The 19,432-nt window shown below is 69.4% G+C and carries 18 protein-coding genes and 1 pseudogene; 11 read left to right on the forward strand and 8 right to left on the reverse strand.

The genetic code is table 11. The annotated features are described in order from the left end of the window. The first annotated feature begins 1 nt into the window (after window position 1). From tpiA to ACNPQM_RS28020, 6 genes are all read left to right on the forward strand, one after another. Window positions 2-778, forward strand: coding sequence for a triose-phosphate isomerase (tpiA, locus tag ACNPQM_RS27995; protein WP_358860197.1), 777 nt, complete (start codon window positions 2-4; stop codon window positions 776-778). Between the two features lie 119 nt (window positions 779-897). Further along, on the forward strand, window positions 898-1,128 hold the full coding sequence (gene secG, locus ACNPQM_RS28000; RefSeq protein ID WP_358860196.1) for a preprotein translocase subunit SecG: 231 nt from the start codon (window positions 898-900) through the stop codon (window positions 1,126-1,128). Between the two features lie 109 nt (window positions 1,129-1,237). Beyond that, window positions 1,238-1,573 carry an RNA polymerase-binding protein RbpA gene (locus ACNPQM_RS28005; protein ID WP_078839979.1) on the forward strand — a complete coding sequence of 112 codons (336 nt, stop codon included), beginning with the start codon at window positions 1,238-1,240 and terminating at the stop codon, window positions 1,571-1,573. Window positions 1,574-1,728: 155 nt separating this feature from the next. Next, window positions 1,729-3,381 carry a glucose-6-phosphate isomerase gene (gene pgi / locus ACNPQM_RS28010; RefSeq protein ID WP_418086153.1) on the forward strand — a complete coding sequence of 551 codons (1,653 nt, stop codon included), beginning with the start codon at window positions 1,729-1,731 and terminating at the stop codon, window positions 3,379-3,381. Between the two features lie 4 nt (window positions 3,382-3,385). Then, complete coding sequence (locus tag ACNPQM_RS28015; RefSeq protein ID WP_358860194.1) at window positions 3,386-3,889, forward strand: PH domain-containing protein; 504 nt, start codon at window positions 3,386-3,388, stop codon at window positions 3,887-3,889. Then, a complete protein-coding gene (locus ACNPQM_RS28020; protein WP_358860193.1) occupies window positions 3,886-5,478 on the forward strand; it encodes a PH domain-containing protein in 1,593 nt (530 codons plus the stop codon). The genes ACNPQM_RS28015 and ACNPQM_RS28020 overlap by 4 nt, the downstream gene beginning before the upstream one ends. Before the next feature lie 142 nt (window positions 5,479-5,620). Here ACNPQM_RS28020 and pgl read toward each other — a convergent pair whose 3' ends face one another. From pgl to tkt, 5 genes are read right to left on the reverse strand one after another with little or no spacing between them, the layout of a single operon-like run. Continuing rightward, window positions 5,621-6,403, reverse strand: a complete 783-nt coding sequence (pgl, locus tag ACNPQM_RS28025; RefSeq protein ID WP_418086154.1) for a 6-phosphogluconolactonase — start codon at window positions 6,401-6,403, stop codon at window positions 5,621-5,623. Beyond that, the gene (gene opcA / locus ACNPQM_RS28030) at window positions 6,400-7,422 is read right to left on the reverse strand and encodes a glucose-6-phosphate dehydrogenase assembly protein OpcA (protein ID WP_358860191.1); all 1,023 of its coding nucleotides are present in this window, start codon (window positions 7,420-7,422) and stop codon (window positions 6,400-6,402) included. Before opcA ends, pgl begins: the two co-directional genes overlap by 4 nt. Continuing rightward, window positions 7,419-8,951, reverse strand: coding sequence for a glucose-6-phosphate dehydrogenase (gene zwf / locus ACNPQM_RS28035; protein WP_418086155.1), 1,533 nt, complete (start codon window positions 8,949-8,951; stop codon window positions 7,419-7,421). Before zwf ends, opcA begins: the two co-directional genes overlap by 4 nt. A 5-nt stretch (window positions 8,952-8,956) precedes the next feature. After that, complete coding sequence (gene tal / locus ACNPQM_RS28040; RefSeq protein ID WP_358860189.1) at window positions 8,957-10,075, reverse strand: transaldolase; 1,119 nt, start codon at window positions 10,073-10,075, stop codon at window positions 8,957-8,959. A 34-nt stretch (window positions 10,076-10,109) separates the two neighbouring features. Further along, window positions 10,110-12,212, reverse strand: coding sequence for a transketolase (gene tkt / locus ACNPQM_RS28045; RefSeq protein WP_358860188.1), 2,103 nt, complete (start codon window positions 12,210-12,212; stop codon window positions 10,110-10,112). Window positions 12,213-12,556: 344 nt separating this feature from the next. Between tkt and ACNPQM_RS28050 the strand changes: the two genes are divergently transcribed. The 3 genes and pseudogenes from ACNPQM_RS28050 to ACNPQM_RS28060 all read left to right on the forward strand — a co-directional run. Beyond that, window positions 12,557-13,510 (forward strand): heme o synthase, encoded by a 954-nt coding sequence (locus ACNPQM_RS28050; protein WP_358860187.1) that lies wholly within the window; start codon window positions 12,557-12,559, stop codon window positions 13,508-13,510. Between the two features lie 94 nt (window positions 13,511-13,604). Continuing rightward, window positions 13,605-13,973: a hypothetical protein gene (locus tag ACNPQM_RS28055; RefSeq protein ID WP_418086156.1), complete on the forward strand. Its 369-nt coding sequence runs from the start codon at window positions 13,605-13,607 to the stop codon at window positions 13,971-13,973. A 45-nt stretch (window positions 13,974-14,018) separates the two neighbouring features. Next, window positions 14,019-14,319, forward strand: a pseudogene (locus ACNPQM_RS28060) (amidohydrolase); the annotation flags it as partial. Between the two features lie 23 nt (window positions 14,320-14,342). On the opposite strand, the gene ACNPQM_RS28065 reads toward ACNPQM_RS28060, so the two are convergent. The 3 genes from ACNPQM_RS28065 to ACNPQM_RS28075 all read right to left on the reverse strand — a co-directional run bounded on the left by ACNPQM_RS28065 (window position 14,343) and on the right by ACNPQM_RS28075 (window position 17,123). Further along, the gene (locus ACNPQM_RS28065; protein ID WP_358860185.1) at window positions 14,343-15,356 is read right to left on the reverse strand and encodes a COX15/CtaA family protein; all 1,014 of its coding nucleotides are present in this window, start codon (window positions 15,354-15,356) and stop codon (window positions 14,343-14,345) included. 76 nt (window positions 15,357-15,432) lie between these two features. After that, a complete protein-coding gene (locus ACNPQM_RS28070) occupies window positions 15,433-16,200 on the reverse strand; it encodes an ABC transporter permease (protein WP_358860184.1) in 768 nt (255 codons plus the stop codon). Then, the gene (locus ACNPQM_RS28075; protein ID WP_418086157.1) at window positions 16,197-17,123 is read right to left on the reverse strand and encodes an ABC transporter ATP-binding protein; all 927 of its coding nucleotides are present in this window, start codon (window positions 17,121-17,123) and stop codon (window positions 16,197-16,199) included. The genes ACNPQM_RS28070 and ACNPQM_RS28075 overlap by 4 nt, the downstream gene beginning before the upstream one ends. A 136-nt stretch (window positions 17,124-17,259) precedes the next feature. Here ACNPQM_RS28075 and ACNPQM_RS28080 point away from each other — a divergent pair, with 136 nt between their 5' ends. Together ACNPQM_RS28080 and sufB are read left to right on the forward strand one after the other, a co-directional pair. Then, entirely contained in the window at window positions 17,260-18,000 is a 741-nt protein-coding gene (locus ACNPQM_RS28080; RefSeq protein ID WP_358860182.1) for a helix-turn-helix transcriptional regulator, read from the forward strand. Next, on the forward strand, window positions 17,997-19,418 hold the full coding sequence (gene sufB / locus ACNPQM_RS28085; RefSeq protein WP_345514753.1) for a Fe-S cluster assembly protein SufB: 1,422 nt from the start codon (window positions 17,997-17,999) through the stop codon (window positions 19,416-19,418). Before ACNPQM_RS28080 ends, sufB begins: the two co-directional genes overlap by 4 nt. Window positions 19,419-19,432: the final 14 nt, after the last annotated feature.

The following is a 19,432-nucleotide window of genomic DNA, read 5'->3' on the forward strand; positions in this document are numbered from 1 at the left end:
CATGAGCACCCGTACCCCGCTGATGGCGGGCAACTGGAAGATGAACCTCAACCACCTCGAGGCCATCGCACACGTCCAGAAGCTCGCCTTCGCCCTGGCCGACAAGGACTACGACGCCGTCGAGGTCGCCGTCCTGCCGCCCTTCACCGACCTGCGCTCGGTGCAGACGCTGGTCGACGGCGACAAACTGAAGATCAAGTACGGCGCCCAGGACCTCTCGGCGCACGACTCCGGCGCGTATACCGGTGAGATCTCCGGCTCCATGCTCGCCAAGCTGAAGTGCACGTATGTCGCGGTCGGCCACAGCGAGCGCCGCCAGTACCACGGCGAGAACGACGAGATCTGCAACGCCAAGGTGAAGGCCGCGTACCGGTACGGCCTGACGCCGATCCTCTGCGTCGGTGAGGGCCTGGACATCCGCAAGGCCGGTGACCAGGTCGCGTACACCCTCGCGCAGCTCGACGGCGGCCTGAAGGACATCCCGGCCGAGCAGGCCGAGTCCATCGTGATCGCCTACGAGCCGGTCTGGGCCATCGGCACCGGTGAGGTCGCCACCCCCGAGGACGCGCAGGAGGTCTGCGGTGCGATCCGCCGCCGGCTCGCCGAGCTGTACTCGCAGGAGCTGGCGGATGCTGTCCGTATCCAGTACGGCGGCTCGGTGAAGTCCGGGAACGTCGCGGCGATCATGGCGCAGCCCGACGTGGACGGCGCCCTGATCGGCGGCTCCGCACTGGATGCCGACGAATTCGTCAAGATCGTCCGCTTCCGCGACCAGTGAGTATGCGGTAGCGCCGATCCGTCGTACCCTTGCGGGGGCTGGGGGCATTGTCCCCCCGGCCCCCGTTGTCCGTTAGAGCAGTCCAAGGGAATTCCGGAAAGTAGGGACCAGCCGTGGTTATGGGGTTCTCGATCGCCCTGATCGTCTTCAGCCTGCTGCTGATGCTGCTGGTGCTGATGCACAAGGGAAAGGGCGGCGGCCTCTCCGACATGTTCGGTGGCGGTATGCAGTCGTCCGTCGGTGGCTCCTCGGTCGCCGAGCGAAACCTCGACCGGATCACCGTGGTGGTCGGTCTGGGATGGTTCGCATGCATTGTCGTGCTTGGTCTGCTGATGAAGCTGGACAGCTGACCCGGCGTCCGCGATTCCCGGTGAGGGTGTAACTCCTTTCACTGGACGCGCGTTGGGCCTTACGTAGACTGGGGCATCTTCGAGCACCATCACGCAGGGAGTTACGACCGTGGCAAGTGGCAACGCGATCCGGGGAAGCCGGGTCGGAGCGGGGCCGATGGGTGAGGCCGAGCGTGGCGAGTCCGCGCCGCGTCTCCGCATCTCCTTCTGGTGCTCGAACGGGCACGAGACGCAGCCGAGCTTCGCCAGTGACGCGCAGACACCGGACACTTGGGACTGCCCGCGCTGTGGCTTCCCGGCCGGTCAGGACCGGGACAACCCGCCGGACCCGCCGCGCACCGAACCGTACAAGACGCACCTCGCGTACGTACGTGAGCGTCGCAGCGATGCGGACGGCGAGGCCATCCTCGCCGAGGCCCTGGCCAAACTCCGGGGCGAAATCTAGTTTTGGCTCACCGGCCGGTCACCCCAAGGGTGCCCGGCCGGAGTGCATGCGGCGGCGTCACAGCTTTTCGTCGCCTCGTCAACCCCTCTGATCAATTAAGTTGGAGGGGCAGCGGGGCACGTGCACGTACGAGAAGAAGTGGGCTGATATCCGGGATGAACACACGAAGCCGAACCAAGCTGAATCAGACGCCCGAGTGGACCGCTCTCGGCAAGCACCGCGAGCAGTTCGGGCAGACGCATCTGCGGCAGTTGTTCGCCGACGATCCGGAGCGCGGGGCCGGATATGTCCTCCGGGTCGGCGATCTGTATCTCGACTATTCCAAGCACCTGGTCACCGACGAGACGCTCCGACTGCTGCGCGAGCTCGCCGCCGCCACCGGAGTCGCCGAGCTGCGTGACGCCATGTTCCGCGGCGAGAAGGTCAATACCACCGAGGACCGCGCCGTCCTGCACACCGCTCTGCGCGCCCCCCGCGACGCCGTGATCGAGGTCGACGGTAAGAACGTGGTGCCCGCCGTGCACGCCGTGCTCGACAGGATGGCGGCCTTCGCCGACCGCGTAAGGTCGGGGGAGTGGACCGGCCACACCGGCAAGCCGATCAAGAACATCGTCAACGTCGGCATCGGCGGCTCGGACCTCGGCCCCGCCATGGCGTACGAAGTGCTGCGCTCCTTCGCGGACCGCTCGCTCACCGTCCGCTTCGTGTCGAACGTCGACGGCGCCGACCTGCACGAGGCCGTTCGCGACCTCGACCCCGCCGAGACGCTGTTCATCGTCGCGTCGAAGACCTTCACCACGGTCGAGACGATCACCAACGCCACCTCCGCCCGCAACTGGCTGCTGACCGGCCTTCGGGCCGATCAGGACGCGGTCGCCAAGCACTTCGTGGCGCTCTCGACCAACGCCGGGAAGGTCGCGGACTTCGGCATCGACACCGCGAACATGTTCGAGTTCTGGGACTGGGTCGGCGGCCGCTACTCGTACGACTCCGCCATCGGTCTCTCGCTGATGATCGCCATCGGACCGGACCGGTTCCGCGAGATGCTCGACGGCTTCCACCTCGTCGACGAACACTTCCGCACCGCACCGGCGGAGGCCAACGCCCCTCTGTTGCTCGGCCTGTTGGGCATCTGGTACGGCGCGTTCTTCGACGCCCAGTCGCATGCCGTACTGCCGTACAGCCACTATCTGTCCAAGTTCACCGCCTACTTGCAGCAGCTGGACATGGAGTCCAACGGCAAGTCCGTTGACCGGCACGGAAGTCCGGTCGAGTGGCAGACCGGGCCGGTCGTCTGGGGCACGCCCGGCACCAACGGGCAGCACGCCTACTACCAGTTGATCCACCAGGGCACCAAGGTCATCCCGGCCGACTTCATCGGCTTCGCCGAGCCGGTGGCCGACCTGCTGCCCGGGCTGGTCGCCCAGCACGATCTGCTGATGGCCAACTTCTTCGCCCAGACCCAGGCGCTGGCCTTCGGCAAGACGCCGGACGAGGTCCGCGCGGAGGGTGTCGCCGAGGAACTGGTGCCGCACAAGACGTTCCGGGGCAACCACCCCACGACGACGATCCTCGCGGACCGGCTGACGCCGTCCGTTCTCGGCCAGCTCATCGCGCTGTACGAGCACAAGGTCTTCGTCCAGGGCGCCGTCTGGAACATCGACTCCTTCGACCAGTGGGGCGTCGAGCTCGGCAAGGTCCTCGCCAAGAAGATCGAGCCGGTGCTGACCGAGGGGACAGGGGGCGAGCAGCTGGACAGCTCGACCGCCGCCCTCGTCGCCGCGTACCGCACGCTGCGGGGCCGCTGATCCGATGACCGCCGGGGAGGGGACGGTGCGGCTCCGGCCGCCGAACAACACGCTGGACCCGAGGGCAGTCGGCTGGTGGCGGACCCAGTGGCTGCTGCTGACCGCGGCGCCGGTGGCCGTCCTGGCCGTGCTGGGTGCACTCATCGCGCCCGCCCGGTTCTGGCTGCTGCTGCCCGCCGTGGTCCTCGCGGTCCTCGGTGCGGCCTGCGCCGTCCTCTTCCCCCGCTGGTGGTACCGCACCCACCGCTGGGAGGTCACCGGCGAGGCGGTGTACATCAGGACCGGCATGATCCGGCAGGAGTGGCGGATCGCGCCGATGTCCCGGATCCAGACCGTCGACACGGTGCGAGGCCCGCTGGAGCAGCTGTACAGGCTGGCCTCGGTCACCGTGACCACCGCCTCCGCCAAAGGTTCCCTGAAGATCGAGGGCCTCGACCACGAGCTCGCCGCCGAACTGGCCGAGCGGCTGACCCGGATCACCCAGGACACGCCCGGGGACGCCACATGAGTGAGGTCGCGGACGGCACGGGCAGCGAGCGGCTCGCCTCACCGGCCGGCATATCGGACCGGGACGGTACGGATCCGGGGGCGACCGCAGGAGCCGGCTGGCGGCAGCTCGACCGGCGTACGGTCCTCGTCACCGCACTCGTCTCGGCCGGCGTGGCGGCCGGCGCTGCCGTGCCCACCACGCTCGGCCTGGCCGGACGGCTCGGCCTCGCGGCCGCCGTTGCCTGGGTGCTGACCGGCGCGCTCGTACTGATCGGCTGCGGTGCGGGCGGCGACTACGTACGCTGGCGCCGCACCCGCTACCGCATCGGTGCCGAGCGCGTCGAACTCCACACGGGGCTGCTGCTGCTCAAGAAGCGCTCACTGGCCCGCGAACGCATCCGCAGCGTGGACCTCACCGCCCACCCCCTGCTGCGGATACTCGGCCTCGTCACCGTCCGGATCGGCACCGGGGAGCACGCCGGCAACGAGGCCACCCTGGAGCTCGACCCGGTCCGCAGGAGCGAGGGCGAACGGCTCCGCCACGAACTGCTGAGCCGCGCGGCCACCGGCGCGCCCGGCACCCACCGCGAGGGCGAGCTCGCCGCACTCGACCCGCGCTGGATCCGCTACGCACCGGTCTCGTTCGTCACCCCCGCCCTCGGCGGGGCGGCGGCCGGGGCGGTGCTGCAGGTCAGCGACTGGTTCGGGGAACAGGGCCAGGTGCTCCACTGGATCGGCGACCGCTTCCGGGACACCTCGCTGCTCACGACGGCCGTGATCCTTGCCGTCACCGTGACGGTCGCCGGGGTCTTCGGCGCGCTCGGCCTCTGGATCGAGATGTGGTGGAGCTACCGCCTGGAGCGCGAACCAGGCGGCACCCTACGGATCCGGCGCGGGCTCCTCACCTCCCGGTCCGTCACCATCGAGGAGCGCCGACTGCGTGGCGTCGACGTCGTCGAACCGCTCGGCATCCGGCTGTTCGGCGCCGCCCGGGTGGACGCGATCACCACCGGCCTCGCCAAGGACGACGAGGAGCAGCACGGCGACCACAACACCCTGCTGCCCGCCGCGCCCCGCAGCGTCGCCGACGCCGTGGCCGCCGCCGCGCTGCGCGAGTCCACGGCCCCGACCCGTGCCCCGCTGATCCCGCACCCCCTCGCGGCCCGTGGCAGACGGCTGCGCCGGGCGGCCCGGGCCGTCCTGGCGCCCGTGCTGATCCTTGGTGTCCTGGGCGTGCTGCTGACGCCCGTCCTGCTCTGGGTTGCCCTGGGCTGCGCCGTGGTGGGGCTGCCGGTCGGCGTGGTGCTGGCCCGTGATGCGTACCGCGGCCTGGGACACGCTCTCAGCGGTGACTATCTGGTGACCCGCTCCGGCACCGTGCGGCGCTCCACCGCCGCACTGGAGCGGGCCGGAGTGATCGGCTGGACGGTGAGGCAGTCGTACTTCCAGCGGCGGGCGGGACTGCTGAGTGTGACCGCCACGACGGCGGCCGGAGCGGGCGCCTACACGGTGTACGACGCCGGTACGAGCGAGGGCCTCGACTTCGCCTCCGAGGCCGCCCCCGGCCTGCTGGAGCCCTTCCTGGAGCGCACGCCGCCGCACGCCTGACCCCGCTCCGGTGTCAGGCGGATCGGACGTCCTCCGCCTGCGCCCCCTTCGGGCCGTCGACGACTGGGGGTACCGGACACAGACGGGCCCGGCCCGCTCCTGGGAGCGAACCGGGCCTGTTGTCAGTCGCGTTGACGACCGCTCAGGAAGAGGCCGGCGGATACAGCGCGCGCGGCAGCTGCGAGGCGGCCGCCGAATCCAGCAGCCACAGCGTGCGGCTGCGTCCGTACGCGCCCGCCGCCGGGGCCTGGATCTCTCCGGCGCCCGACAGTGCGATGGCCGCGGCCTCCGCCTTGTCCGCGCCCGCCGCGAGCAGCCACACCTCGCGCGCGGCCCGGATCGCGGGCAGCGTCAGCGAGATACGGGTGGGCGGCGGCTTCGGAGCGCCGTGCACACCGACGACGGTGCGCTCGGTCTCCCGTACCGCGGGCAGCTCCGGGAAGAGCGACGCGACATGCGTGTCCGGGCCCACGCCCAGCATCAGCACATCGAACGTCGGGACCGGGCCGTGGTCCTCCGGACGGGCAGCGGTGGCCAGTTCGGCAGCGTACGCGGCCGCGGCGGTCTCGGCGTCGTTGCCGCAGGGACCGTCCGAAGCGGGCATCGCATGGACCCGGGACGGGTCGAGCGGCACCGAGTCCAGCAGGGCCTCACGGGCCTGCGTGACATTGCGCTCCGGATCGCCGTCCGGCAGGAACCGCTCGTCGCCCCACCACAGGTCGAGCCGCGACCAGTCGATCGCGTCCCGGGCGGGCGCGGCGGCGAGCGCGGCCAGCAGGCCGTTGCCGTTGCGCCCGCCGGTGAGGACCACCGAGGCATAGCCGCGCGCGGCCTGGGCGTCCACGATCTTCGTGATCAGCCGGGCCGCGGCGGCCTGAGCCATCAGCTCCTTGTCGCGGTGCACGACAAGTTGAGGGGCACTCACTTCGCTGCCGCCCTCTTCGCCGCGCTCTTCTTCGCCGGGGCCGGGGTGGCGGCGGGCTCGGACGCCTTCGCTGCGGCGGGCTCGGGCGCTGCCGCGCCGGCCAGATTCTCCACACCGAACTTCACCGTGGCCTCGTACGTGTTGTCCGGGTCCAGACGGCGCAGCTCCTCGGCGAGCAGCTCGGCGGTCTCCCGCCGCTTGAGCGCCACCGCACGGTTCGGCTGTCCCTCCATGGAGAGCGTGGCCAGCGAACCGTCCGGGCGATCCAGGACGATGGTGCCGTCCTTGGTCTCCATCCGTACGGCCGTCAGACCGGGGCCGGCGGACAGCGTGCGCTGCACCGGTACCTTGAGCCGGTCCGCGAGCCACATGGCGAGCAGCTCGCAGCTGGGGTTCTCCGACTCGCCCTCGACCGTCGCCGACAGTACCTCGCCCGGCTTCTGGTCGAGCGCGGCCGCCAGCATCGAGCGCCACGGGGTGATGCGGGTCCATGACAGATCCGTGTCGCCCGGGGTGTACGACTGGGCGCGCGCCACGAGTTCGGCGCTCGGCGCCTCCGCCGAGTAGGCGTCCGTGATCCGACGCTGGGCGAGCGCGCCCAGCGGGTCCTTCGCCGGGCTGGACGGCGCGTCCTCGGGCCACCACAGCACGACCGGGGCGTCCGGCAGCAGCAGCGGCAGGACCACCGACTGGGCGTGGTTGGCCAGTTCACCGTGGAGGCGCAGGACGATGGTCTCGCCGGAGCCCGAGTCGGAACCGACCCGTAGCTCGGCGTCGAGCCGCGCGTCGCGCCGGCTGCGCGGCGAGCGGCTGACCCGCTTGATCACCGCGATGATCCGCGAGGGGTGCTCGCGGGAGGAATCGCTCGCCGCCTTGAGGGCGTCGTACGCGTTCTCCTCGTCGGTGACGATGACCAGGGTCAGCACCATGCCGATGGCCGGCGTGCCGACGGCACGCCGAGCCGACACCAGCGCTTGGTTGATCTTGCTGGAGGTGGTTTCCGTGAGGTCGATCTTCATGGCCGACGCCAGCTCCGTCCGTCTCGTGCGAGCATCTCGTCCGCCTCTGCCGGACCCCAGGTGCCCGCCGGGTACTGCGCGGGCTTGCCGTGCTTGTCCCAGTACTCCTCGATGGGGTCGAGGATGTTCCAGGAGAGCTCGACCTCCTGGTGGCGGGGGAAGAGGTTGGCGTCGCCCAGCAGCACATCGAGGATGAGCCGCTCGTACGCCTCCGGGCTGGACTCGGTGAAGGACTCGCCGTAGGCGAAGTCCATCGTGACGTCCCGGACTTCCATGGAGGTGCCGGGCACCTTGGAGCCGAACCGCACGGTCACGCCCTCGTCCGGCTGGACCCGGATGACCAGCGCGTTGCCGCCCAGTTCCTCCGTGGCCCCCGACTCGAACGGCAGGTACGGGGCGCGCTTGAAGACGACCGCGATCTCCGTGACCCTGCGGCCGAGCCGCTTTCCGGTACGGAGGTAGAACGGCACGCCCGCCCAGCGGCGATTGTTGATCGTCAGCTTGATCGCGGCGAAGGTGTCGGTCTTCGACTTGGGGTCGATGCCGTCCTCCTCCAGATAGCCGAGGACTTCTTCGCCGCCCTGCCAGGCGTGGGCGTACTGGCCGCGCACGGTGTGCTTGCCCAGGTCATCCGGCAGTTCGACCGCCGTGAGCACCTTGAGCTTCTCGGCGACCAGGGCCTTCGGGTGGAAGGAGCCGGGCTCCTCCATCGCGGTCAGCGCCAGTAGCTGCAGCAGGTGGTTCTGGATGACGTCACGGGCGGCGCCGATGCCGTCGTAGTAGCCGGCCCGGCCGCCGATGCCGATGTCCTCGGCCATCGTGATCTGGACGTGGTCGACGTAGCTCCGGTTCCAGATCGGCTCGAACATCGTGTTGGCGAACCGCAGCGCCAGGATGTTCTGGACCGTCTCCTTGCCCAGATAGTGGTCGATCCGGAAGACCTCGTTGGGTGGGAACACGTCGTGCACGATCTGGTTGAGATCCTGCGCACTGGTGAGGTCGTGACCGAACGGCTTCTCGATGACGGCACGCCGCCAGGAACCCTCCTTCTGGTCCGCCAGTCCGTGCTTCTTCAGCTGCTGGACGACCTTCGGGAAGAACTTCGGCGGCACGGACAGGTAGAAGGCGAAGTTGCCGCCCGTGCCCTGTTCCTTGTCGAGTTCCTCGATGGTGGCCTTGAGGGTTTCGAAGGCCTCGTCGTCGTCGAAGTTGCCCTGGACGAAGCGCATCCCCTGGACGAGCTGCTGCCAGACCTCCTCACGGAACGGCGTGCGGGCGTGCTGCTTGACGGCGTCGTGGACCTCCTGGGTGAAGTCCTCGTCCTGCCACTCGCGGCGCGCGAAGCCGACGAGCGAGAAGCCCGGTGGCAGCAGGCCGCGGTTGGCCAGGTCGTAGACAGCGGGCATCAGCTTTTTGCGGGACAAATCGCCCGTGACGCCAAAGATGACCAGACCCGACGGCCCCGCGATACGCGGGAGCCGGCGGTCCTGGGCGTCACGGAGCGGGTTGGCTCCGAGAACACCAGACAATGTGGTCAGCCCTCCGAAGGAGCGAGGCGCTTGAGCTCCGCCTCGGTGGAGTTGAGCAGATCGATCCAGGACGCCTCGAACTTCTCGACGCCCTCGTCCTCGAGGAGCTGCACGACGTCGTCGTAGGAGATCCCGAGCTTTGCCACGGCGTCGAGCTCGGCCCGCGCCTGCTCGTAGGTGCCGGCGACAGTGTTGCCGGTGACCTGCCCGTGATCGGCCGTGGCCTCCAGGGTTGCCTCGGGCATGGTGTTCACCGTGCCGGGGGCGACCAGGTCGACGACGTACAGCGTGTCCTTGTACGCGGGGTCCTTGACACCGGTGGAGGCCCACAGCGGACGCTGCTTGTTGGCCTGCGCCTTGTCCAGAGCCGCCCAGCGGTCGGAGGAGAAGACCTCTTCGTACGCCTGGTATGCCAGCCGGGCGTTGGCGAGCGCCGCCTTGCCCTTCAGCGCCTTGGCCTCGTCGGTGCCGATCGCGTCGAGCCGCTTGTCGATCTCGGAGTCCACACGGGACACGAAGAACGACGCCACCGAGTGGATCCTGGACAGGTCCAGGCCTGCGGCCTGCGCCTTCTCCAGGCCGGCCAGGTAGGCGTTCATGACCTCGCGGTAGCGCTCCAGCGAGAAGATCAGCGTGACATTGACGCTGATGCCCTTGCCGATGACCTCGGTGATCGCCGGCAGACCGGCCTTCGTCGCCGGGATCTTGATGAGCGTGTTCGGCCGGTCGACCAGCCAGGCCAGCTGCTTGGCCTCGGCGATCGTGGCGTGGGTGTGGTGGGCCAGACGCGGGTCGACCTCGATGGAGACCCGGCCGTCCTGGCCGCCCGTGGCGTCGAAGACCGGGCGCAGGATGTCGGCGGCGTCGCGGACGTCCGCCGTCGTGATCATGCGGATGGCCTCGTCGACCGTGACCTTGCGGGTCGCCAGGTCGGTGAGCTGCTGCTCGTAACCTTCTCCGTGCGAGATCGCCTTCTGGAAGATGGACGGGTTGGTGGTGACGCCCACGACGTGCTGCTGGTCGATCAGCTCGGCGAGGTTGCCGGAGGTGATCCGCTTGCGCGACAGGTCATCGAGCCAGATCGCCACGCCCTCATCGGAGAGGCGCTTGAGTGCGTCTGTCATGAGAATTGCATCTCCTACTAGTCGTATAACGGCGTCAGCGCGCGGCGGCGGCGAGAGATTCCCGCGCTGCGGCGGCAACGTGCGCACCGGTGAAACCGAACTCGCGGAAGAGGACCTTGGCGTCGGCCGAGGCACCGAAGTGCTCCAGCGAGACGATCCGGCCCGCGTCTCCGACGTACCGGTACCAGGTCAGCCCGATGCCCGCCTCGACGGCGACGCGGGCCTTCACGGACGGCGGCAGAACACTGTCCTTGTACGCCTGGTCCTGCTCCTCGAACCACTCGGCCGACGGCATCGAGACCACCCGGGTCGGGATGCCGGCCGCCTGCAGTTCCTCGCGCGCCTCGACGGCGAGGTGGACCTCGGAACCCGTGCCGATCAGGAGGACCTGCGGCTCTGTCTTCTGCCCTTCGGGCCCTTCGGCCTCGAACAGCACGTAGCCGCCCTTGGCCGCGTCCTCGTTCGCCTCGTACGTCGGCACGCCCTGACGGGTCAGCGCCAGGCCGTGCGGGGTGCCCTTGCCGAACACCTTGGTGTAGCGGCGCAGGATCTCGCGCCAGGCGACGGAGGTCTCGTTGGCGTCGGCGGGGCGGACGATGTTCAGGCCCGGGATGGCGCGCAGCGAGGCCAGGTGCTCCACCGGCTGGTGGGTCGGGCCGTCCTCGCCGAGACCGATCGAGTCGTGCGTCCACACGTACGTCACCGGCAGGTGCATCAGTGCGGACAGCCGCACGGCGTTGCGCATGTAGTCGGAGAACACCAGGAAGGTGCCGCCGTAGATGCGGGTGTTGCCGTGCAGTGCGATGCCGTTCATGGCCGCGGCCATGGCGTGCTCGCGGATACCGAAGTGGATCGTGCGGCCGTACGGGTCCGCGCCCGGCAGCGGGTTGCCCACCGGGAGGAACGACGACGTCTTGTCGATCGTCGTGTTGTTCGAGCCCGCGAGGTCGGCGGAGCCGCCCCACAGCTCGGGGACGATCTCGCCGAGAGCCTGGAGCACCTTGCCGGAGGCGGCGCGGGTGGCGACGCTCTTGCCCGGCTCGAAGACCGGAATGCTGTCCTCCCAGCCCTCGGGCAGCTCGCCCGCGGAGATCCGGTCGAACTCGGCGGCGCGCTTCGGGTTGGCGGTGCGCCACGCGGCGAACGTCTTCTCCCACTCGCCCTTGGCCTCGCGGCCGCGGTCCAGCGCCTCACGGGTGTGCGCGATGACCTCGTCGGCCACCTCGAAGGTCTTCTCCGGGTCGAAGCCCAGGACCTTCTTGGTCGCCGCGACCTCGTCCTCGCCGAGCGCCGAGCCGTGCGAGGCCTCGGTGTTCTGGGCGTGCGGGGCCGGCCAGGCGATGATCGAGCGGGCCGCGATGAACGACGGGCGCTCGGTCTCGGCCTTGGCCGCCTGGAGCGCCCGGTAGAGACCGGCGGGGTCCAGGTCGCCGTTCGGCAGCTGCTCGACGCGCTGAACGTGCCAGCCGTACGCCTCGTACCGCTTCAGGGTGTCCTCGGAGACCGCGGTCTCCGTGTCGCCCTCGATGGAGATGTGGTTGTCGTCCCACAGGAGGACCAGGTTGCCGAGCTTCTGGTGCCCGGCCAGCGAGGAGGCCTCCGCGGAGATGCCTTCCTGGAGGCAGCCGTCACCGGCGATGACCCAGACCATGTGGTCGAACGGGGAGGTGCCGGGGGCCGCCTCCGGGTCGAACAGGCCGCGCTCGTAGCGGGCGGCCATGGCCATGCCCACGGCATTGGCGACGCCCTGGCCCAGCGGGCCCGTCGTCGTCTCGACACCGGTGGTGTGGCCGTACTCCGGGTGACCGGGGGTCTTCGAGCCCCAGGTGCGGAACGCCTTGAGGTCGTCGAGTTCCAGGCCGTACCCGGCGAGGTAGAGCTGGATGTAGAGGGTCAGGCTCGAGTGACCCGCCGAGAGCACGAACCGGTCGCGACCGGTCCAGTCCGCGTCGGCGGGGTCGTGCCGCATCACCTTCTGGAAGAGCGTGTATGCGGCGGGAGCCAGGCTCATCGCCGTACCCGGGTGGCCGTTTCCGACCTTCTGTACGGCGTCAGCGGCAAGGACGCGGACGGTGTCCACGGCCCGCTGGTCCAATTCGGTCCACTGGAGGTCTGTGGTGGTCGGCTTGGTGCTCACCCTGAGTCAGGGCTCCTCTCCACTGTTGTAAACCGGTGGCTGGTGACCGCACCGGGCGTCGTCGAGCCTACCCCCGACACAGCACGCATTTTCCGGGTGCTTTCCAGGGTGCGGGCGGCCTGTGGAGTTCGCCTCCCGTATGAGCGCAACGGCTCACTTCTGCGCCACTCGGATGAGCATCACTCCTTACTTATGCGCTCATCGGACACCGTGTTTCTGCGCCACTCCAACACGACGCCACCCCCGCGAAGAACGGCGTGTCTCCAACGTCTACAGTGGTCTGGTTCGCGCAAGTCTTTACTGGGCCTTCATGTCCGGAGCTTGCTGGGATTTCTCTGTCAGGGGTGTGCGTGACGGCCGTCGAGTCCCGACCCGCAGGGGTCGCCTTGACTCCGAGCCCAGGGGGCCATCGCCCGTTCGGGGCCCGTGTCAAGGCATTCGTGGCGCTTACCAAGCCGCGGATCATCGAGCTGTTGCTGATCACCACTGTTCCGGTGATGTTCCTGGCCGCTCAGGGTGTGCCCGACCTGTGGCTCGTGCTCACCACCACCATCGGGGGATATCTCTCCGCGGGTGGTGCCAATGCACTCAACATGTACATCGACCGCGACATCGACGCGTTGATGGACCGTACGTCGCAGCGTCCGCTGGTCACCGGCATGGTGAGCCCGCGCGAGTGCCTGGCCTTCGGCATTGCCCTCGCGGTGATCTCGACGGTCTGGTTCGGGCTGCTCGTCAACTGGCTGTCGGCGGCACTGTCGCTGGGCGCGCTGCTCTTCTACGTCGTCGTCTACACGATGCTGCTGAAGCGGCGCACCTCGCAGAACATCGTCTGGGGCGGTATCGCGGGCTGCATGCCGGTCCTCATCGGCTGGTCCGCAGTGACCAACTCCATGTCCTGGGCCGCGGTCATCCTCTTCGCCGTCATCTTCTTCTGGACGCCGCCGCACTACTGGCCGCTGTCGATGAAGGTCAAGGACGACTACGCCCGTGTCGGCGTACCGATGCTCCCGGTCATCGCGTCCAACCGGGTGGTGGCCCGCCAGATCGTCATCTACAGCTGGGTGATGGTGGCGGTGTCGCTGCTGCTGACCCCGCTCGGCTACACCGGCTGGTTCTACACGGCCGTGGCGCTGCTGACCGGCGGGTTCTGGCTCTGGGAGGCGCACGGCCTGCAGAACCGGGCGAAGGCCGGCGTGTCCGGTGCCAAGCTCAAGGAAATGCGACTGTTCCACTGGTCGATCACCTATGTGTCGCTGCTGTTCGTCGCCGTCGCGGTCGACCCGTTCCTGCGCTGACACCGTTTCGCTCCTGCCGACGGGCGGGGTACGTGGCCCATGCCACGTGCCCCGCCCGTCGCCAGTTGATCTACCCATCGGTAGCATCCGTTGCATGGCAGACACGGCAGACACGGCAGAGACCCAGCAGGTCCACGACAGGAAGCAGGCCGCCCGCGCGGAGCGCAGGGCAGCCAGGCTCGCCAAGCAGATCGGCGCCTTCGCCAAGGCGCACGGCGGCGCCGAGGGGCAGCTCGCCTACATCGGGCAGATGGGCACCCGCATCGTGCTGGTCGGCGAGGACGGCGGCTGGGGCGACCTGGTCGCACCCTCGTACGCGGTCGCCGAGAAGGCCACCGCGAAGGCCGGGATCACGATGCACGAGTCCTTCGACGGAGAGTTCGCCGCCAAGGTCCGCACCGGCCCGTACGAGTGGACGCGGATGGCCGGGATCCAGGTCGGAGGCCCCTCCGACAAGGGCTGAGCCGCCGCCCGGGACACCGTCGGGCGCATCTCACGGGGTGCTCCGCACCGAGCCGGTCGCCGACACCTCGGGCACCCTCGAGAGCTTCTCGCCGACCTCGTGGCGGCCGTGCACACCGCGGCCGCCACCGCCGTTCTCGCGGAGGTCCCGGAGCTCGCCGCGTTCGGCAGGCTGGCGTTCTCCAGCGGCGCCCATGGACTGCCGGAGCCGCATGTGGTGGGCGCGGGGCAGTTCCGTGAGGCGCTCGGCAGGGTGCCGGGTGGCGGACGGCGCGTGGTCGCGCACTGACGCCACGCGGGTCGCGGCGATGATCGCGTCCGGCAACGCGCGCCGGTTGTACGGGCTGGACCGGCGGCCCTCGCAGCGGGCTCAGCCGGCGGCTGCGGGCTCCGGGGTCTCCGCGGCCGGGGCGGGCACCGGGGCGGTCGCCACCGGGCGCTCGCGCAGCGAGAGCAGCACCCGCACGACGGCGATCCACACCAGGCACGAACCGAGCATGTGCAGCCCGACCAGGATCTCCGGGGTGTCGGTGAAGTACTGCACATACCCGATCACACCCTGCGCCATCAGCACCAGGAAGAGATCACGGGTGCGGTGCAGCGGACCGACCGGCGCGTCGACGGCCTTCAGTACGAACCAGAGCGCGACCGTGAGCGCCACCACGACCCAGGCCAGGTCTGCGTGGAGCTGCGCGATCATCTTCCAGTCGAGCGGGATGCGGTGGACCTCGCTGGAGTCGCCCGCATGCCGTCCGGCACCCGTCACGACGGTGCCGACGGCGATCAGCAGGCCGGCCGCGGTCACCAGCAGCCAGGTCAGCTGCGAGACCGCCTTGCCGACCAGCGGACGCGGCTCCGCGTCGCCCTCCCGGACCCGCTGCCAGGTCACGACGGCGACCGTGAGCAGCGCGGTGGAGAGCAGGAAGTGCGCCGCGACGGTGTACGGGTTGAGGCCGACCAGCACGACGATGCCGCCGAGCACGGCGTTGCCCATGACCACCCAGAACTGCGCCCAGCCGAGCCGGGTGAGGCTGCGCCGCCAGGGCTGCGCGGAGCGGGCCGCGATGATCGCCCAGCCGACCGCCGCGCACAGCACGTAGGTGAGCATCCGGTTGCCGAACTCGATGGCGCCGTGGAAGCCCATCGCGCTCGTCGCCGTCAGGGACTCGTCGGTGCACTTGGGCCAGGTGGGGCAGCCGAGACCGGAGCCGGTCAGCCGCACCGCACCGCCGGTGACCACGATGACGACGGCCATCACGACGGCCGACATCGCCGCACGGCGGACCGTCCGGGGGGACGGGGTCCAGCGTTCGGCGATGTAGAGGAGCGGGTTCCGCGCGGCTTGAGCGACTTCGGCTCGGGTCAGCTTGGGCACGCGCACCATCGTAAGCGGCGGCTTGTGCAAGCTTTCACGAGGGGGACGAGTTACCTCGAAACGTCATGGCGCACGTTGCCGCAGGTCATTCCCAACGGAAGAACTTTGCCGCCGCGCCCAGCCCGAGCACCGCCCAGACCGCGAGGATCCCGAGATCGCCCCACGGCATCGAGGCGCCGTGCTGGAGCACGTCCCGCAGCCCGTCGGACAGGGCCGCGATCGGCAGCAGCCCCAGCACGGACTGCGCCGCGTCCGGGAACTTGTCCAGCGGCACGACGACTCCGCCGCCGACCAGTAGCAGCAGAAAGACCAGGTTGGCGGCGGCGAGCGTCGCCTCCGCCTTCAGCGTCCCGGACATCAGCAGGCCGAGCCCGGAGAACGCGGCGGTGCCGAGCGCGAGCAGCAGCAGGACGGCGAGCGGGTTGCCGTGCGGCGACCAGCCCAGCGCGAACGCGATCACCGTCAGCAGCACGACCTGCAGCACCTCGGTGACCAGTACCGCGAGGGTCTTCGCGGTCATCAGCCCCCAGCGGGGCAGCGGTGAGGCACCGAGGCGCTTGAGCACGCCGTACCGCCGCTCGAAGCCGGTCGCGATGGCCTGGCCGGTGAAGGCGGTGGACATCACGGCGAGCGCCAGAATGCCCGGCGCCAGGAAGTCGACGGACCTGCCCGCGCCGGTGTCCACGATGTCGACGGCGCTGAACAGCACCAGCAGCAGCGTCGGAATGATCACCGTCAGGAGCAGCTGCTCGCCGTTGCGCAGCAGCATCTGCGTCTCCAGCGCGGTCTGCGCACCGATCATGCGGGGCAGCGGGGCGGCCCCGGGCCGCGGGGCGTACGTACCGGCGCTCATGCGCGCAGCTCCTTGCCGGTCAGTTCCAGGAAGACGTCCTCCAGGGTGTGACGCTCGACGGAGATGCCCTCGGGCATCACGCCGTGCTGCGCGCACCAGGAGGTGACGGTGGCCAGCAGTTGTGGGTCGATCTGGCCGGTGATGCGGTAGGTGCCGGTGGTGGGCTCGGCCGCCTGCGTGCCGTCGGGCAGCGCCTTCAGCAGCGAGCCGAGGTCGAGACCGGGGCGGCCGGTGAAGCGCAGGGTGTTCTCGGCGCCGCCGCGGCACAGCAGCTCCGGGCTGCCCTGGGCGATGGCCCGGCCCGCGTCGATGATGGCGACCTCGTCGGCGAGCGCCTCGGCCTCGTCCATGAAGTGGGTGGTGAGGACGACCGATACGCCGTCTGCGCGCAGTTCCCGTACGAGATCCCAGGTGGAGCGGCGGGCCTGCGGGTCGAGGCCCGCGGTCGGCTCGTCCAGGAATACCAGCTCGGGGCGGCCGACGACGGCCATCGCCAGGGCGAGGCGCTGCTGCTGGCCGCCGGAGAGCCGGCGGTATGTCGTCCGGCCGCAGCTGCCGAGGCCGAGACGCTCGATCAGCGTGTCGACGTCGAGCGGGTGGGCGTGCAGTTTCGCCATGTGGCGGAGCATCTCGTCGGCGCGCGCTCCGGAGTAGACGCCACCCGACTGCAGCATCACGCCGATCCGGGGGCGGAGCTCCGCGGCGTCGGCGACCGGGTCGAGGCCGAGGACGCGTACGCTCCCGGCGTCGGGGCGGCGGTAGCCCTCGCAGGTCTCGATGGTGGTGGTCTTGCCGGCGCCGTTGGGGCCGAGGACGGCGGTGACCGTACCGGTGCGTACACCCAGGTCGAGGCCGTTCACCGCGGTCTTGGCGCCGTACCGCTTCACCAGGCCACGGATCTGCACGACCGGCTCGTTCTTCATGGCCGGTAAGTCTAGGCAGCGGCCCGGCGGGCGAGTCCCCGGGGGCCGGATTAGGTAACCCTTAGTGACGAACTCCACCGTTGATCGTTCCGGACCGTGGTTGTCAGGGCCGGAGGAATTACGCAACAATGGCGTTGTGAAATACCAGGGCGAGGCTCGACAGGAGGAACTCGCGACCGGCGAGCGCTCGACGCGCAACCGGGTCGCGCGCTCCATCCTGGACCACGGCCCGTCCACCGTCGCCGACCTGGCGAAGCGGCTCGGACTGACCCAGGCCGCCGTCCGCCGTCATCTCGATGCCCTCCTCTCCGACAATGTCGTCGAGGCCCGCGAGCAGCGGGTGTACGGGGCGCGGACCCGTGGCCGCCCGGCCAAGGTGTTCGCTCTGACCGACTGCGGCCGGGACGCCTTCGACCAGTCCTACGACAAACTTGCCGCCGACGCTCTTCGCTGGATCGCCGAGACCGCGGGCGATGAAGCGGTCGCCGTCTTCGCCCGTGCCAGGACCGCTGCCCAGTCAGTGGCCTACCGCAAGGCGATCGAGGCCGTGGACCCCGAGGAGCGCACCGAGGCGCTGGCCAAGGCCTTGTCCGCCGACGGGTACGCTGCTACGGCGCGCAGCGCGCCGGGCCCCCAGCAGGGCGAGCAGCTGTGCCAGCACCACTGCCCGGTCGCCCATGTCGCCGAACAGTTCCCGCAGCTGTGCGAGGCGGAGACGGAAATCTTCTCCAGCCTGCTCGGGACCCATGTGCAGCGTCTGGCCACCATCGCCCACGGCGACGGGGTGTGCACGACGTTCGTACCGCGCGGCGGACCCCCAACCGCACAGACCACCACATCAGCATCTGCAAGCACGGCCGGGAGGAACCCCGCATGACGCTCCCTACGGAGACTGCCCACCCTGAGCTCGAGGGTCTGGGTACGTACGAATTCGGCTGGGCCGACTCCGACGCGGCAGGCGCGGCGGCCAAGCGCGGCCTCTCCGAGGCTGTCGTACGTGACATCTCGGCGAAGAAGAACGAGCCCGAGTGGATGCTGAAGCTCCGCCTCAAGGGCCTGCGGCTGTTCGACAAGAAGCCCCTGCCGAACTGGGGATCGGACCTGTCGGGCATCGACTTCGACAACATCAAGTACTTCGTGCGGTCCACCGAGAAGCAGGCGGAGTCCTGGGAGGACCTGCCCGAGGACATCAAGAACACGTACGACAAGCTCGGCATCCCGGAGGCGGAGAAGCAGCGCCTGGTCGCCGGTGTCGCCGCGCAGTACGAGTCCGAGGTCGTCTACCACCAGATCCGTGAGGACCTGGAGGAGCAGGGCGTCATCTTCCTCGACACGGACACCGCGCTGAAGGAGCACCCGGAGCTCTTCAAGGAGTACTTCGGCACCGTCATCCCGGTCGGCGACAACAAGTTCGCCTCGCTGAACTCGGCCGTGTGGTCCGGTGGCTCGTTCATCTACGTGCCGAAGGGTGTCCACGTCGACATCCCGCTGCAGGCCTACTTCCGTATCAACACGGAGAACATGGGCCAGTTCGAGCGGACGCTGATCATCGTCGACGAGGACGCCTACGTCCATTACGTCGAGGGCTGCACCGCGCCGATCTACTCCTCGGACTCGCTGCACTCCGCCGTCGTCGAGATCATCGTGAAGAAGGGCGGCCGCTGCCGCTACACGACGATCCAGAACTGGTCGAACAACGTCTACAACCTGGTCACCAAGCGCGCCGTGGCGTACGAGGGCGCGACCATGGAGTGGGTCGACGGCAACATCGGCTCCAAGGTCACCATGAAGTACCCGGCCGTCTACCTGATGGGCGAGCACGCCAAGGGCGAGACGCTCTCCATCGCCTTCGCCGGCGAGGGCCAGCACCAGGACGCCGGATCCAAGATGGTCCACATGGCGCCGAACACCTCCTCCAACATCGTCTCCAAGTCGGTGGCGCGAGGCGGCGGCCGTACCTCGTACCGCGGCCTGGTCGAGATCGGCGAGGGCGCCGCGGGCTCCAAGTCCAACGTGCTGTGCGACGCGCTCCTGGTCGACACGATCTCCCGCTCCGACACGTACCCGTACGTGGACGTCCGTGAGGACGATGTGTCCATGGGTCACGAGGCCACTGTCTCCAAGGTCTCCGAGGACCAGCTCTTCTACCTGATGAGCCGCGGTCTGACCGAGTTCGAGGCCATGGCCATGATCGTGCGCGGCTTCGTCGAGCCGATCGCGCGCGAGCTGCCCATGGAGTACGCGCTTGAGCTCAACCGGCTGATCGAGCTGCAGATGGAGGGTTCGGTCGGCTAGTACAGCCTGACGAC

The organism is Streptomyces sp. NPDC056231 (assembly GCF_048270745.1).
In the GTDB taxonomy this organism is placed as follows: domain Bacteria; phylum Actinomycetota; class Actinomycetes; order Streptomycetales; family Streptomycetaceae; genus Streptomyces.

Bases quoted from the DNA above. Each gene is read 5' to 3' on its own strand.
- pgi (WP_418086153.1), top strand. From the start codon at position 1,729: ATGAACACACGAAGCCGAACCAAGCTGAATCAGACGCCCGAGTGGACC.
- secG (WP_358860196.1), top strand. From the start codon at position 898: ATGGGGTTCTCGATCGCCCTGATCGTCTTCAGCCTGCTGCTGATGCTG.
- ACNPQM_RS28055 (WP_418086156.1), top strand. From the start codon at position 13,605: ATGGCAGACACGGCAGACACGGCAGAGACCCAGCAGGTCCACGACAGG.
- tal (WP_358860189.1), bottom strand. From the start codon at position 10,075: ATGACAGACGCACTCAAGCGCCTCTCCGATGAGGGCGTGGCGATCTGG.
- ACNPQM_RS28065 (WP_358860185.1), bottom strand. From the start codon at position 15,356: ATGGTGCGCGTGCCCAAGCTGACCCGAGCCGAAGTCGCTCAAGCCGCG.
- ACNPQM_RS28070 (WP_358860184.1), bottom strand. From the start codon at position 16,200: ATGAGCGCCGGTACGTACGCCCCGCGGCCCGGGGCCGCCCCGCTGCCC.
- ACNPQM_RS28015 (WP_358860194.1), top strand. From the start codon at position 3,386: ATGACCGCCGGGGAGGGGACGGTGCGGCTCCGGCCGCCGAACAACACG.
- ACNPQM_RS28075 (WP_418086157.1), bottom strand. From the start codon at position 17,123: ATGAAGAACGAGCCGGTCGTGCAGATCCGTGGCCTGGTGAAGCGGTAC.
- sufB (WP_345514753.1), top strand. From the start codon at position 17,997: ATGACGCTCCCTACGGAGACTGCCCACCCTGAGCTCGAGGGTCTGGGT.
- opcA (WP_358860191.1), bottom strand. From the start codon at position 7,422: ATGAAGATCGACCTCACGGAAACCACCTCCAGCAAGATCAACCAAGCG.
- tpiA (WP_358860197.1), top strand. From the start codon at position 2: ATGAGCACCCGTACCCCGCTGATGGCGGGCAACTGGAAGATGAACCTC.
- ACNPQM_RS28020 (WP_358860193.1), top strand. From the start codon at position 3,886: ATGAGTGAGGTCGCGGACGGCACGGGCAGCGAGCGGCTCGCCTCACCG.